Below are 13,634 nucleotides of genomic sequence, written 5' to 3' on the forward strand. Positions count from 1 at the left end.
TTTCTGTGGAGATGTCAGCCTATGGCTATTGAATTACTGACCCCCTTTACCAAGGTGGAATTAGAACCAGAAGTTAAAGATAAAAAACGCAAGCAGATTGGCATTTTAGGTGGGAATTTCAACCCTGTCCACAATGCTCATTTGGTCGTGGCGGATCAGGTCCGGCAACAGTTAGGCTTGGATCAGGTCCTACTCATGCCTGAGTACGAGCCACCCCATGTGGACAAGAAAGAGACCATTGATGAAAAGCATCGGCTGAAAATGCTGGAGCTGGCTATTGAGGGCATTGAAGGCTTAGGGATTGAAACTATTGAGCTGGAGCGCAAGGGAATTTCTTACAGCTACGACACCATGAAGCAACTGACAGAGCAGCATCCAGATACGGACTATTACTTTATCATCGGTGCGGATATGGTGGACTACCTGCCCAAGTGGTACCGGATTGATGAGCTGGTTGAACTGGTTCAGTTTGTTGGTGTTCAGCGGCCGCGCTACAAGGCGGGGACTTCTTACCCCGTTATCTGGGTGGATGTGCCCCTTATGGATATTTCCTCCAGCATGGTGCGGGATTTCCTGTCTCAGGGACGGACTCCTAATTTCCTACTGCCTCAGCCAGTCTTAGACTATATCGAGAAAGAAGGGCTTTACCTATGACCTATGAAAGCTATATCAGCATGAGCCGTGAAGCTTTGCTGGCTAAGATGGAAACAGTCATGCCTGAGAAACGCCTGCGCCATTGTCTGGGTGTGGAAAAGGCTGCCCGTGAATTAGCGGAGCGCTTCGGTCTTGATGTCGAAAAAGCAGGTCTGGCAGGACTCTTGCACGACTATGCTAAGAAGGTCTCGGACGAGGATTTTCTATCCTTGATTGACAAATACCGGCTGGATCCGGACTTAAAAAACTGGGGCAATAATGTCTGGCATGGGATGGTGGGTATTTACAAGATTCAGGAAGATTTAGGCATCGAAGATGCTGAGATACTGCGGGCCATTGAAATCCATACAGTGGGTAGTGGCACCATGTCTGAGCTGGACAAGGTGGTCTACGTAGCTGACTACATTGAGCACAATCGGGACTTTCCGGGAGTGGACAAGGCCAGAGAGCTGGCTAAGCGGTCGCTCAACCAAGCTGTGGCCTATGAAACCGCAAGGACTGTGGAGCATTTGGCTCACAAAGGAATGCCCATCTATCCGCAGACCTTGGAGACCTATAATGCCTTTGTAGGATATTTGAAGGAAATAGAAGAATGAAAACAGCTCTAATCATTATAGATGTACAAAATATCTTAGTGGAGACAGGTTTTCAGTCTGATAAAATGATGGATAAAATTTCCTTTCTGCAGCATCAGGCTAGGAGTAAAGGTGTCGAAATTATCTATATTCAGCATATTGAAAATCCAGAAGACAGCGCATTGGAAGTTTGGCAGTTGTCTCCTCTCTTGAATCGAAAGTCAGACGAAAAGGTCTTTCAGAAGAAGTATAATAGTATATTTAAAGAGACTGGTTTAAAAGACTACTTGGATAAAGAAGATATTGGTCGTCTAGTTTTATGTGGAATGCAGACGGAATATTGTGTGGATACCTCTGTCAAGGTTGCTTTTGAATATGGCTATAAGCTTATTGTTCCAGAAGGAACTTGCACAACGTTTGATGGTGATGGCATTCCAGCAGAAACGATAAATGAATTTTATGAGGACATTTGGGATGAGCGTTTTGCGGATGTTCGAGATTACAAAAACATTTTTAATTAAAGAGGAACTATGAAAGAACAAGAATTATTAGAACTGGTCGTGAAGGCGGCCGATGAAAAGCGTGCAGAAGATATTGTGGCTTTGGACTTGCAAGTTCTGACTACTGTGACAGATTACTTTGTCATCGTCAGCTCTATGAACAGTCGTCAGCTGGATGCGGTCGCTGAAAATATCCGTGAGAAAGCTGCTGCGGCTGGGGTTTCTGCTGGTCATGTTGAAGGTGACGCAGCTGGTGGTTGGGTACTCTTAGACTTGGGAGGCATCGTCGTACATGTCTTTTCTGAGGAAATGCGGGCGCATTACAATCTGGAAAAGTTGTGGCACGAAGCAACTGGTGTGGATGTTGCAGCCTTATTGGAAGAAAAGAATAAGTGATTTTTTGCCTTTAGGTAAGAAAGCAGAATTCGGCTCAGTCAGCCTGCTGGCTGGGCTGTTTTTGAAAGGAAAAGTATGGCAACTTATGAAACCTTCGCGTCGGTTTACGATGCGATTATGGATGATTCTTTGTATGAGAAGTGGACGGATTTCAGCCTGCGTCATTTTCCAAAGGATAAGAAAAAGCTGCTGGAGCTGGCCTGTGGTACGGGTATTCAGTCCATTTATTTTAAGCGGGCAGGTTTCGAGGTGACAGGGCTGGATCTGAGTCAGGAAATGTTGGATTTGGCAGAGAAGCGTAGCAGAGAGGCCGGTTTGGACATTCCTTTTATTCAGGGTAATATGCTGGATTTGAGTGATATTGGTCAGTTTGATTTGGTGACTTGCTATTCAGACTCGATTTGCTATATGGAGGACGAAGTTGATGTTGCTCAGGTTTTCACTCAAGTTTACCAGCATCTAAATGAGGGCGGTCGCTTTATCTTTGATGTGCACTCGATTTACCAGATTGACGAGGTCTTTCCTGGCTATTCCTATCACGAAAATGCTGAAACCTTTGCTATGGTCTGGGATTCTTATGCGGACGAACCGCCTCATTCCATCGTGCATGAGCTGACCTTCTTTGTCCAAGACGAGGATGGACGCTTCACCCGCCATGACGAGGTACATGAGGAGCGAACCTATGAGATTCTGACCTATGATATCTTGCTGGAGCAGGCTGGATTTAAGAATGTCAAGGTTTATGCGGACTTTGAGGACAAGGAGCCGACAGATAAGAGTGCTCGCTGGTTCTTTGTGGCGGAGAAATGAGATGACAGTTACCGGTATTATCGCAGAGTTTAATCCTTTTCATAATGGGCACAAATATCTGCTGGAGCGGGCTTCTGGGCTGAAAATTATTGCCATGAGCGGCAATTTTGTTCAGCGGGGTGAACCGGCTATCGTGGACAAATGGACTCGGGCTCAGATGGCTTTGGAAGCTGGAGCGGATCTGGTCCTTGAGCTACCTTTCTTGGTCAGTGTTCAGGCGGCGGACTTTTTCGCTAAGGGGGCAGTAGACATCTTAGAGAGAATGGGCATTGATCATCTAATGTTTGGAACTGAGGAAGTACTGGATTATGAGAGTATTTCTGGGGTCTATGGTCAAAAGGCAGAGCAGATGGAGGCTTATCTGGCTGGTTTGCCTGATTCCCTATCCTATCCCCAGAAGACTCAAGCTATGTGGCAGGAGTTTGCAGGGCTCAATTTCTCAGGCTCCACTCCCAATCATATTTTGGGCTTGGCCTATGCCAAGGCTGTGGCGGGAAAAACTATAAAGCTGTGCCCGATTCAACGTCAGGGAGCTGGCTATCATTCCTTGTCAGCTAATGAAGAATTTGCTTCCGCAACGGCCCTTCGCCAGAATCTGGATCAGCCAGACTTTCTCAAGAAATTCACCCCAGCCCATCACTTGCTTGAAGCGGCTCCCAAGGTGACCTGGTCGGAGTTTTTTCCTTATCTCCGTTACCAGATAGTGACCTGTCCGGATTTGACAGATTTTTACCAGGCCAACCAAGAGTTGGCCGTTAGGATTAGAGAGGCCTTGAAAAACAGTGAGACTATAGAAGAGTTGGTTGAGCAGGTGGCGACCAAGCGCTATACCAAGGCTCGGGTCCGTCGTCTGCTGACCTATATCCTGGTCGGAGCTAGGCAAGAAGAGCTTCCATCAGGTGTTCATATTTTAGGCTTTTCCGAGCAGGGGCGCCAGCATTTGTCCCAGCTTAAGGGAAAAGTTGAATTGGTCAGCCGTATCGGCAAGGTACCGTGGGACAGTTTGACCCAGCAGGCTGATAAGGTCTATCAGCTAGGAAATCCTGCACTTAAGGAACAGAATTTTGGACGGGTTCCGGTGATTTTATTGTAAAGAAAACTTCTATCTAAACTAGAAAGATAGAAGTCAAAGAATATAAAAATAGAAAAAGGAGTCTTCTTTTATGAGAATGAAAAAATCAATCTTACTTTCTCTCTTGGCTATTATTGCCCTTGGCCTAGGTGCCTGCTCAAACTCAAGCAATAATAAGCAGGCCAATGGTCAAGAAAACAGTGCTCAGAAAAAAACTAGTCAAAGTTCTAGTAAAACAAAAGACATAGATAGTCTATTGGAAGAAATCCAGACGGCCAACAAAAAAATGAACAGTGTTCGTCAAAAAACCAATATAGGTGGCTTGCTGGGAACAACAGATAAAAAGATTCAAAAAGAACAAAATATGACTTCGCAAGTTATCTATAAGACCGAAAAGCAAGAAGTCGAGATGGCAAGCATTACAGTTAAGACTGTGGAGAATGGAGAAGAGAATTTTAAAGAACTCTTGATGCCGGGTGGTGAAAATACTCCATTATATACCCGTTATAATAAAACTGGTGAATGGGATAAAGAGGTCCAAGAAAAAGGAGGAAAGTATATTGTTTATCCAGACTATTTTCAACTCTTAAACGGCTTAAATGAACTAGCACAAGACTTAAAACTAGAAGAGACAGATAACGATTATGTCTTTACTTTGAAAACTCAAGATGCGGATATTTTAGGAGTATATGGGAAAGAGTTTCGGTTTAACTTTTCTCAATTTCCTAAATCCAACTTCAAAAAAGAATTGACCGTAAAGATTGACAAAAAAAGCAAATTCCTCAAAGAATTTAAGATGAATATATCTACCTCTGGTGATCAAGGAACACTTGCTATCAAGAGTGAAACGAGTTACTCAGACTGGAACTTGGTTAAAAAGGAAGATATTCCAACTATCTCTGATGAGAAAAAAGAACAATAAGCTGGTGAGTTGAACTTCGCTATTCTATTTCAGTTTTCCAAGGCTAAGTTCAGAAAGACCAAGTCAATGGGGAATTTTAAGTTTAAGGTTAACAGGTAATGATCTCCTTTTCTGTGAAAGAAAAGATATAAAAGAGAGCCAATTAGACTATTTTTCTTAGTGATTTTTCCTTGTTCCTGTGTTATAATAAGAAAGATTAAAATGTAAACTATTAAAAGGAGAACCTCCAATGGGACGTAAATGGGCCAATATTGTGGCAAAGAAAACGGCCAAAGATGGCGCAAACTCAAAAGTATATGCTAAATTCGGTGTTGAAATCTATGTAGCAGCGAAAAAAGGTGATCCAGATCCGGAAACAAATACAGCTCTGAAATTTGTTATCGACCGAGCTAAGCAAGCACAAGTACCGAAGCACGTTATTGATAAAGCTATCGATAAAGCAAAAGGAAATACAGATGAAACCTTTACAGAAGGTCGTTACGAAGGTTTTGGGCCTAATGGTTCAATGCTAATCGTGGATACTTTGACTTCAAATGTGAACCGCACTGCGGCGAATGTTCGTGCTGCTTTTGGTAAAAACGGCGGGAACATGGGAGCAAGTGGTTCTGTTTCTTACCTTTTTGATAATAAAGGGGTTGTTGTATTTGCGGGAGATGATGCAGATAGCATCTTTGAATTGCTTTTGGAAGCAGATGTCGATGTAGATGATGTTGAAGCAGAAGAAGGAACAATTACGGTTTATACTGCACCAACGGATCTTCACAAGGCTATCGTAGCTCTGCGTGAGTCTGGTATCGAAGAATTCCAAGTGACAGAGTTAGAAATGATTCCTCAGTCAGAAGTGGAACTCTCTGGTGATGATCTTGCAACTTTTGAAAAATTAGTAGATGTCCTTGAAGACGATGAAGACGTTCAAAAGGTCTACACAAACGTCGAAGGCTTTTAATCTACTGGACCTGCAGTTGGGCTGCAGGTTTTTTTATTATAATGAAAAACTTCAAATGACGTTTACCAGTTAAGGCGATTATGATAAAATAAAGAGAATATATTATTTCAAGGAGATAAGGATGAAGAAAATCTTTCAATATGTAGCCATACTTGTAGCTGGATTTAGCTTGATGGCCTGTGACCTACTTCCTGGCCAAAGTAAGGGTGGGGGCACTCCAGCAGAGCAGAAAGAGGCTAAATCAGGTGCCCTATCAGCAAGCAACAAAGAGATAGAAATGAAAGTAAAGGGCGGTCAGTATATTCTGCCAAGTGATGGAAAAGAAAATTCAAAATATTTAGCCTTGGAATTGGAAATTAAGAATAAATCAGACGAAACAGTTAGAATTTCCCCTTCTGATATTGATATCTATAATCCTAATGGTGAAAAAGTTAAGTTAAGCAGAGTCAGTGATTATAAGCATGGTTTTGAGACAATACAATTCGATAATCTCTCGGCAGGAAAATCTCTTTCTGGTTATTTAGTCTTTGAGGTTGAAACCAACGGTAAGTATGAACTTGAGTATGAGAAAAAGATTTATAACCCAAAACAGAAAATCAAAGGATTTAAATTGACTATTGATCCAGCTAAGTATCCTAATCAGGTGGCAGAAAGTAAGAAACTTGCTTTTGACTATCTCAATACCGTTTTCTTGGGCGGAAAAGCTAAAAGTAAGGATGAAGATAAATCATCTGGTGGTAAGGAAGATTTTGTTTTGGGAGGCGACCTGTCCCAAAATGAAAGTGACTTCAGGGCAGCGTTTACAGAGGATTTCAAGCGTAAATTACATGATTATCCATTTACTGATGACGAAGTTAATGCTTTTATCGATTCTTATGTAGAAATGAATGCCAAAAGGGCTGAGATTTCTTATAGGGTAACTCAGTACCTGCCGAATGCGGTTGTGATCAAGATTAGACCAAAAACGATCAGTCTAAGCAGAACGATTTTAAACCATCGTAAAGCATTTTATGAAAAACACCGTTCAGAATATGCCAATTTGACCGAAATTAATAAGGCAATTGACAAGAATTATGCTGACGTGATGACGGCTGGTTTAGATTCTCATCCTCTTCTTACAACTGAATCTGAATACCAGTTAACATTTGTTAAGACAGATGGGAAATGGGTTGTAGAACCAGACTATACCTATGATTCCATTGTTATCGCTTTTGAAGGTGATATATCATAAAAAGTAAAAGAAGAGAGCCTGATTCATCCATCAGGTCTCTCTTTTTTGTTTCTTCCTTAAGCTTTGTGCTATACTGGAGAATAGATAAGTTAGAGGAAAAGGAGCCTGCTATGAAGAAATTTTATGACAAACTAATACAAACCCGCCACTATCTTCATCGTCATCCAGAACTGTCTGGTCAGGAATATCAAACAACGTATTTTTTAAAAAAATATCTGGAAGACCTTGAGATTAGAATATTAGATTCTAATCTGAAAACAGGTCTAATTGCTGAAATCGGCTCCGGACAGCCTATAATTGCCCTGAGAGCTGATATAGATGCACTTCCCATTTTTGAACAGACTAATCTGCCTTATGCCAGTCAAAATCCAGGTGTCATGCATGCCTGTGGACATGATTTTCATCAGACAAGTCTCTTAGGGGCAGCTGAACTGCTCAAGTCTATGGAGGAAGATTTGCAAGGAACAATCCGTCTTATTTTTCAACCTGCTGAGGAGACTTCTTGCGGAGCTTTGGAAGTTATAGAAACAGGCTATTTGACTGATGTGAAAGCTATTGTTGGTTTTCACAATATGCCTCAGCTAAAAGCAAATCAGTTAGCCCTAAAGCCAGGGGCTATGATGGCTGGAGTAGAGAAATTCAAGGTAGAAGTGGAAGGGATTAGTAGCCATGCTGCACGGCCGGATCTGGGTGTTGATACAGTTTTAGCTTTGACTAGTATGGTCCAAGCTTTGCAAGTTTTGGTGGCCAGAACGGTCTCCCCTTTTGAGGCCAATGTTCTTTCTATCACCCATATCGAGGCAGGGACTACTTGGAATGTTCTGCCCCAAAATGGTTTTTTTGAAGGAACTATTCGATCCTTTAGCCCAAGCTCTCAAAAAAAATTAAAAGAAGACTTTGTTAAAATTGTTGAAAATACAGCAGAAAACTTTGGTGCACGAGTTTCTATTACTTGGGATCAAACACCACCTGTGACTTATAATGATCCGGATTTGACCGAACTCTTGTTTGAAAATTCTAAAACATTTGCTGAGGTGGTGGAAGCCAGACCTTCCACAGCTGGAGAAGACTTTGCTTTTTATCAGGAGAAGATTCCGGGAGTTTTTGCCTTTATTGGTTCAAATGGAGCAGATGATGCACCAGATCTCCACCATGACACTATGACTATTGATGACGAAGCTTTTAAAGTATCTGTTCCATATTATGTCGAAGGCGCCCTCTGCTTATTAAAATGCTATAAATAACAACTATATCCCTATATAAAAAAATGAAACTAGGCAAATCTCCTTCCTTTTGTTAAGATAGAACAGTGGCAAGGAGATTTTATTGTGCCTTTATTATGTGCCTGCAATAAATAAAATTTATACCCTTGATAAAAAATATATACTAGGCAAGCTTAGGGATATTTGTTATTATAGGACATAGTTTATAAATGAATAGGAGAATATCTGTGAAAAAATTAGTAAAATATTCTGCCCTTCTTGCTCTTACTTTTGCAGCTGTCGGAACCTTAGCTGCTTGTTCAGCTTCAAATAGCAAGTCTGAATCAGGTAAATCAGATGAGAAGAAGGTAACAATTGAAATTGCAACCGTTGGAACAACCCGACCTTTCTCATATGATGATGAAGACGGGAAATTAACGGGCTATGAAATTGAAGTGCTTAAAGAGGTCTTTAAGGGATCAGATAAGTATGAAATCAATTTCAATAAAACTAAGTGGACTTCTGTCTTTGCTGGTTTAGATAGCGATCGCTTCCAAATTGGTGCCAACAATATTAGTTATTCAAAAGAACGTGCTGGTAAATATCTTTATGGAAATCCATATGCTAAAAACCCAACGGTTTTAGTGGTTCGTAAGGGAACAGATATTAAATCTTTAGATGATATTGGTGGTAAATCGACGGAAGTGGTACAAGGAACTTCTACAGCGAAACAGCTGGAAGATTACAACAAAGAGCATCCTAAAAAGGAGACGAAAATTAACTACACGGACGGAACGATTCAACAAATCCTAGTGAATCTGAATGAGGGTCGTGCAGATTACAAGATTTTTGAACGTATTTCTGTTGATACTATTATCAAAGAACAAAATTTGGAAAATCTAGAAGTCATTGAACTTCCTAGCGATCAACAGCCATATGTTTATCCTTTATTTGCTCAGGGACAAGAAGAATTAAAAACTTTTGTTGACAAACGTATTAAGAAGCTATACGAAGACGGTACTCTTGAAGAACTTTCTCAAAAATACTTTGGTGGCAGTTACCTTCCAGAGGCAAAAGATATTAAATAATTAATAAGACTTAAACTATAAGGAGATAAGAATATGAAATTAGCAAAATGGTTTGGAGCTGCTGCAGTTGCGGTTGCAGTCCTTGGTTTGGCAGCTTGTGGAGCTTCTAATAAAGAAGCAGGAAATGGCAAAGATAAAACAGTAACCATTAAAATTGGTACAATGACAATTGACAACGACGAACAACAGCGTTGGGATCTCATTCAAAAGAAACTTGAAAAAGAAAATGTGAAACTTGAATTTACTCAATTTACAGAATACCCACAAGTAAATAAAGCCGTGGCAGATGGTGAGCTTGATGTCAATGCTTTCCAACACTACTACTACCTTAACAACTGGAATAAGGAAAATAATCAAGATTTAGTTGCGATTGCGGATACTTACATCGCACCAATCCGTCTCTACTCAGGTACAAAAGACGGTAAAAATAAGTATAAAAAAGTTAACGAACTTCCGGACGGAGCAGAAATCGCTGTACCAAATGATGCGACTAACGAAAGCCGCGCATTGAACTTGCTTCAAGCAGCTGGCCTAATTAAATTGGACAAATCTGGAAATGAACTTGCTACAGTTGCAAACGTGAAAGAAAATCCAAAGAAATTGAAAATTACAGAATTGGATGCTAGCCAAACAGCTCGTTCATTGACATCAGTAGATGCTGCTGTTGTAAACAATACTTTTGTAAACGAAGCAAAATTAGACTATAAGAAAGCTTTGTTTATCGAACCAAAAGATAAAAATTCTAAACAATGGTACAACATCATTGCGGCTAAGAAAGATTGGGAAAAATCTGACAAGGCTGATGCAATTAAGAAGTTGATTGCAGCCTACCATTCTGACGATGTTAAAGAGTTAACAGAAAAAACTTCAGATGGCTTGCTTGAGCCAGTTTGGTAAGAAGTAAAAGACAGTAGGCACAAGTCTTAATGGATTTATCAAGCATGCAAGACTGAACGTGTTTAATAAAACTCAGTTGGGATGACCAGCTGAGTTTTATCGCCTTATTTATGGGGAGGAATTATGGCTTTTTTCAGTGAAAAAGAGCAGTTGAAAAAATTTGAAGAGGATGACCTCGCACAGGCTTATTTTGAGATTTTACGAGAATTGATTGCTAAAAAATCTATTTTTGCTCAGCAGATAGGCTTGAAAGAAGTAGCAGATTATTTGAGAGAAGTTTTTGAAGAGGCTGGTGCAGAAGTGACTGTTGATGCAAGTTACAGAGCTCCTTTTGTCATTGCTCGTTTTAAGAGTTCAAATCCTAAAGCTAAAAGTATTATTTTTTACAATCACTATGATACAGTACCTGCAGATAGTGATCAACCTTGGACAGAAGATCCTTTTACCTTGTCTGTCCGAGATGGGGTCATGTATGGTCGAGGAGTTGATGATGACAAGGGGCATATCGTAGCTCGCCTGACAGCCTTGCAGAAGTATCGGGAAGGTAAGAAGGATTTACCTGTAAATGTTACTTTTATCATAGAGGGAGCGGAAGAGTCTGCTTCGACTGACTTGGATCGGTATTTGGAAAAACACAAGGAAGAATTGTCTGGTGCTGATCTCCTCATCTGGGAACAGGGGAGCCGGAATGCACTAGGACAGCTAGAAATCACAGGCGGAAATAAGGGCATTGTAACCTTTGATGCCAAGGTGAAAAGCGCTGATGTAGATATACATTCGAGTTTTGGTGGCGTAATTGATTCAAGTAGCTGGTATCTTTTAAATGCGCTAGCTAGCTTGCGAGGAGCTGACGGTCGCATCTTGGTAGAAGGCATCTATGAACAAATTGTCGAGCCAAACGAACGAGAACTAGCCCTGGTTGAGGAGTTTGCACGACGTAACCCAGAAGAGCTAAAGCAAATTTATGGTTTAGAATTGCCTCTGCTTGAGGAGGAAGGGCATAAGTTCCTACGACGCTATTTTTTTGAACCAGCTATCAATATTGAGGGATTATCCTCAGGTTATCAAGGTCAGGGAGTCAAGACGATCCTGCCTTCAGAAGCTAAGGCCAAGCTTGAGGTGCGACTTGTACCTGGTTTAGAACCACAAGATGTGCTTGATAAGATTCGAAAACAACTGATCAAGAACGGTTATCCTAAGGTAGAGCTTATTTATACTTTGGGAGAAATGAGCTACAGAAGCGACATGAGTGCTCCGTCTGTTCTTAGTGTTATTGAGTTGGCCAAGAAATATTACAGCGAAGGAGTAGCAGTGCTGCCTACTTCTGCCGGGACTGGACCTATGTTTACTGTTTATGATGCTTTAAAGGCACCAATGATGGCCTTTGGCTTGGGCCATGCTAACAGTCGGGACCATGGTGGAGATGAGAATGTTCGCCTAGCCGATTACTACACCCATATAGAATTAGTAAAGGAGTTGATTGCAAGCTATGAGTAAAGAGATTATTACATTAGATCGGATTGATGTGACCTTCCAACAGAAGAAACGTCAAATCCAAGCTGTAAAAGATGTGAGTATCCGCATTAACCAAGGAGATATCTATGGAATTGTTGGCTATTCTGGAGCTGGAAAATCTACTCTGGTTCGGGTGATTAACCTATTACAGGTACCTACTGGAGGAACTATTACCGTTGACAATGATGTCATTTTCAAGGATAAAAAGGTTCAACTTTCTGTAGCTCAGTTACGTCAAAAGCGTCAGGATATTGGGATGATCTTCCAACACTTCAATCTAATGAGTCAGTTGACAGCTGAAGAAAATGTTGCTTTTGCCTTAAAGCATTCAGGCCTGTCTAAGGAAGAGAAAAAAGAGAAGGTGAAGAAGCTACTAGACTTGGTTGGTTTGGCGGATCGAGCTGAGAACTATCCTTCACAGCTGTCAGGTGGACAAAAGCAGCGTGTAGCGATTGCTCGTGCCTTAGCTAATGATCCAAAAATCTTGATTTCAGATGAAGCAACATCAGCTCTAGATCCTAAGACGACCAAGCAAATCTTGGCTCTTTTGCAAGACTTGAACCAAAAATTAGGTTTAACGATTGTGCTTATTACTCACGAGATGCAAATCATTAAGGATATTGCTAATCGAGTAGCAGTAATGCAGGATGGACAATTGATTGAAGAGGGTTCTGTTCTCGATATTTTCTCTAATCCTAATCAGGATTTGACGAAAGACTTCATTACAACAGCAACAGGAATTAATGAAGCTATGGTTAAAATCGAAAAGCAAGAAATTGTGCAGAATCTGGCTCCAAATAGTATCTTGGTGCAGTTGGAGTACGCGGGTACAGCAACAGATGAGCCTTTATTGAATCAAATCTATAAAAAATATCAAGTTACTGCCAATATCTTATATGGGAATATCGAAATTTTGGATCATACCCCTGTAGGTGCTTTGGTAGTTGTCTTGTCTGGCGAATCAGAAAATCTTACTGCGGCTAAGACGGCTATTAGTGAAGCAGGCGTTCGTTTGACTGTTCTAAAGGGAGGTGCATAAGATGCTGAAATTAATCGAAACTTATTTGCCAAATGTATATAGGATGGGCTGGACTGGTCAAGCAGGCTGGGGAACAGCTATTTATACGACCCTTTATATGACAGCGATCTCTTTCTTGATTGGTGGTTTCTTTGGCTTGATAACTGGACTTTTTCTTGTATTAACCAAGCCAGGTGGGGTTCTGGAAAATAAGGTGGCTTTCTGGATTTTGGATAAAGTGACTTCTGTCTTCCGTGCGATTCCTTTTATCATTTTGTTGGCTGTCCTATCACCTTTTTCTCACTTGATTGTTGGGACAGGAATTGGACCAAATGCTGCTATTGTGCCACTTTCATTTGCCGTTTATGCCTTTTTTGCACGTCAAGTTCAGGTGGTTTTATCTGAGTTGGACGGTGGAGTGATTGAAGCAGCCCAGGCCAGTGGTGCAACTTTATGGGATATTATTGGTGTCTATCTTATTGAAGGTCTACCAGATTTAATCCGTGTAACGACAGTCACTTTGATTTCTTTGATTGGTGAAACTGCTATGGCGGGTGCAGTCGGTGCAGGTGGTATCGGTAATGTAGCGATTGCTTATGGTTTTAACCGATATAATAATGACGTTACCATTCTTGCGACGGTTGTTATCGTAGCCATTATCTTTACAATTCAATTTGCAGGAGACTTTTTAACTAAAAAATTAAGTCATAAATAGAAGTTAATTTGCTAGCCATTTTGGCTAGCTTGTTTTTTGAATTAAATATTCTGAAAATTTAATTTACATTCGACTTTGTGAATGTTATAATAA

General features: G+C 40.8%; 15 protein-coding genes. All 15 read left to right on the forward strand.

From position 1 onward, the window contains the following. Positions 1–21 precede the first annotated feature (21 nt). The 15 genes from PCY09_RS06150 to PCY09_RS06220 all read left to right on the forward strand — a co-directional run bounded on the left by PCY09_RS06150 (position 22) and on the right by PCY09_RS06220 (position 13,541). Positions 22–654 carry a nicotinate-nucleotide adenylyltransferase gene (locus PCY09_RS06150; RefSeq protein ID WP_061597263.1) on the forward strand — a complete coding sequence of 211 codons (633 nt, stop codon included), beginning with the start codon at positions 22–24 and terminating at the stop codon, positions 652–654. Beyond that, the gene (gene yqeK / locus PCY09_RS06155) at positions 651–1,250 is read left to right on the forward strand and encodes a bis(5'-nucleosyl)-tetraphosphatase (symmetrical) YqeK (RefSeq protein WP_125396884.1); all 600 of its coding nucleotides are present in this window, start codon (positions 651–653) and stop codon (positions 1,248–1,250) included. The genes PCY09_RS06150 and yqeK overlap by 4 nt, the downstream gene beginning before the upstream one ends. Next, positions 1,247–1,750: a cysteine hydrolase family protein gene (locus tag PCY09_RS06160; protein ID WP_125396885.1), complete on the forward strand. Its 504-nt coding sequence runs from the start codon at positions 1,247–1,249 to the stop codon at positions 1,748–1,750. The genes yqeK and PCY09_RS06160 overlap by 4 nt, the downstream gene beginning before the upstream one ends. Before the next feature lie 9 nt (positions 1,751–1,759). Continuing rightward, positions 1,760–2,125 (forward strand): ribosome silencing factor, encoded by a 366-nt coding sequence (gene rsfS, locus PCY09_RS06165; RefSeq protein WP_125396886.1) that lies wholly within the window; start codon positions 1,760–1,762, stop codon positions 2,123–2,125. 75 nt (positions 2,126–2,200) lie between these two features. Beyond that, complete coding sequence (locus PCY09_RS06170) at positions 2,201–2,935, forward strand: class I SAM-dependent methyltransferase (protein ID WP_045505701.1); 735 nt, start codon at positions 2,201–2,203, stop codon at positions 2,933–2,935. 1 nt (position 2,936) lies between these two features. Next, on the forward strand, positions 2,937–4,028 hold the full coding sequence (locus tag PCY09_RS06175; RefSeq protein ID WP_061583342.1) for a nucleotidyltransferase: 1,092 nt from the start codon (positions 2,937–2,939) through the stop codon (positions 4,026–4,028). Positions 4,029–4,098: 70 nt separating this feature from the next. Continuing rightward, positions 4,099–4,929 carry a hypothetical protein gene (locus tag PCY09_RS06180; protein ID WP_125396887.1) on the forward strand — a complete coding sequence of 277 codons (831 nt, stop codon included), beginning with the start codon at positions 4,099–4,101 and terminating at the stop codon, positions 4,927–4,929. 229 nt (positions 4,930–5,158) lie between these two features. Beyond that, positions 5,159–5,875 (forward strand): YebC/PmpR family DNA-binding transcriptional regulator, encoded by a 717-nt coding sequence (locus PCY09_RS06185; RefSeq protein WP_011999961.1) that lies wholly within the window; start codon positions 5,159–5,161, stop codon positions 5,873–5,875. Positions 5,876–5,996: 121 nt separating this feature from the next. Continuing rightward, positions 5,997–7,106 (forward strand): DUF4352 domain-containing protein, encoded by a 1,110-nt coding sequence (locus PCY09_RS06190; RefSeq protein ID WP_125396888.1) that lies wholly within the window; start codon positions 5,997–5,999, stop codon positions 7,104–7,106. Positions 7,107–7,216: 110 nt separating this feature from the next. Next, the gene (locus PCY09_RS06195) at positions 7,217–8,350 is read left to right on the forward strand and encodes an amidohydrolase (RefSeq protein ID WP_125396889.1); all 1,134 of its coding nucleotides are present in this window, start codon (positions 7,217–7,219) and stop codon (positions 8,348–8,350) included. A 206-nt stretch (positions 8,351–8,556) separates the two neighbouring features. After that, the gene (locus tag PCY09_RS06200; protein WP_301556699.1) at positions 8,557–9,396 is read left to right on the forward strand and encodes an amino acid ABC transporter substrate-binding protein; all 840 of its coding nucleotides are present in this window, start codon (positions 8,557–8,559) and stop codon (positions 9,394–9,396) included. A 33-nt stretch (positions 9,397–9,429) separates the two neighbouring features. Further along, positions 9,430–10,293 carry a MetQ/NlpA family ABC transporter substrate-binding protein gene (locus PCY09_RS06205; RefSeq protein ID WP_046165078.1) on the forward strand — a complete coding sequence of 288 codons (864 nt, stop codon included), beginning with the start codon at positions 9,430–9,432 and terminating at the stop codon, positions 10,291–10,293. A 123-nt stretch (positions 10,294–10,416) separates the two neighbouring features. Continuing rightward, the gene (locus tag PCY09_RS06210) at positions 10,417–11,790 is read left to right on the forward strand and encodes a M20/M25/M40 family metallo-hydrolase (RefSeq protein WP_125396890.1); all 1,374 of its coding nucleotides are present in this window, start codon (positions 10,417–10,419) and stop codon (positions 11,788–11,790) included. After that, positions 11,783–12,847 carry a methionine ABC transporter ATP-binding protein gene (locus tag PCY09_RS06215; RefSeq protein WP_125396891.1) on the forward strand — a complete coding sequence of 355 codons (1,065 nt, stop codon included), beginning with the start codon at positions 11,783–11,785 and terminating at the stop codon, positions 12,845–12,847. Before PCY09_RS06210 ends, PCY09_RS06215 begins: the two co-directional genes overlap by 8 nt. Position 12,848: 1 nt before the next feature. Continuing rightward, complete coding sequence (locus tag PCY09_RS06220) at positions 12,849–13,541, forward strand: methionine ABC transporter permease (protein ID WP_096754740.1); 693 nt, start codon at positions 12,849–12,851, stop codon at positions 13,539–13,541. Positions 13,542–13,634 lie beyond the last annotated feature (93 nt).

Origin of the sequence: Streptococcus sp. SG2 (genome assembly GCF_030439925.1) — a bacterium.
Lineage (GTDB): Bacteria > Bacillota > Bacilli > Lactobacillales > Streptococcaceae > Streptococcus > Streptococcus gordonii.

Bases quoted from the DNA above. Each gene is read 5' to 3' on its own strand.
- PCY09_RS06160 (WP_125396885.1), top strand. From the start codon at position 1,247: ATGAAAACAGCTCTAATCATTATAGATGTACAAAATATCTTAGTGGAG.
- PCY09_RS06215 (WP_125396891.1), top strand. From the start codon at position 11,783: ATGAGTAAAGAGATTATTACATTAGATCGGATTGATGTGACCTTCCAA.
- rsfS (WP_125396886.1), top strand. From the start codon at position 1,760: ATGAAAGAACAAGAATTATTAGAACTGGTCGTGAAGGCGGCCGATGAA.
- PCY09_RS06205 (WP_046165078.1), top strand. From the start codon at position 9,430: ATGAAATTAGCAAAATGGTTTGGAGCTGCTGCAGTTGCGGTTGCAGTC.
- PCY09_RS06210 (WP_125396890.1), top strand. From the start codon at position 10,417: ATGGCTTTTTTCAGTGAAAAAGAGCAGTTGAAAAAATTTGAAGAGGAT.
- PCY09_RS06175 (WP_061583342.1), top strand. From the start codon at position 2,937: ATGACAGTTACCGGTATTATCGCAGAGTTTAATCCTTTTCATAATGGG.
- PCY09_RS06220 (WP_096754740.1), top strand. From the start codon at position 12,849: ATGCTGAAATTAATCGAAACTTATTTGCCAAATGTATATAGGATGGGC.
- PCY09_RS06170 (WP_045505701.1), top strand. From the start codon at position 2,201: ATGGCAACTTATGAAACCTTCGCGTCGGTTTACGATGCGATTATGGAT.
- yqeK (WP_125396884.1), top strand. From the start codon at position 651: ATGACCTATGAAAGCTATATCAGCATGAGCCGTGAAGCTTTGCTGGCT.
- PCY09_RS06190 (WP_125396888.1), top strand. From the start codon at position 5,997: ATGAAGAAAATCTTTCAATATGTAGCCATACTTGTAGCTGGATTTAGC.
- PCY09_RS06185 (WP_011999961.1), top strand. From the start codon at position 5,159: ATGGGACGTAAATGGGCCAATATTGTGGCAAAGAAAACGGCCAAAGAT.
- PCY09_RS06180 (WP_125396887.1), top strand. From the start codon at position 4,099: ATGAGAATGAAAAAATCAATCTTACTTTCTCTCTTGGCTATTATTGCC.
- PCY09_RS06195 (WP_125396889.1), top strand. From the start codon at position 7,217: ATGAAGAAATTTTATGACAAACTAATACAAACCCGCCACTATCTTCAT.
- PCY09_RS06150 (WP_061597263.1), top strand. From the start codon at position 22: ATGGCTATTGAATTACTGACCCCCTTTACCAAGGTGGAATTAGAACCA.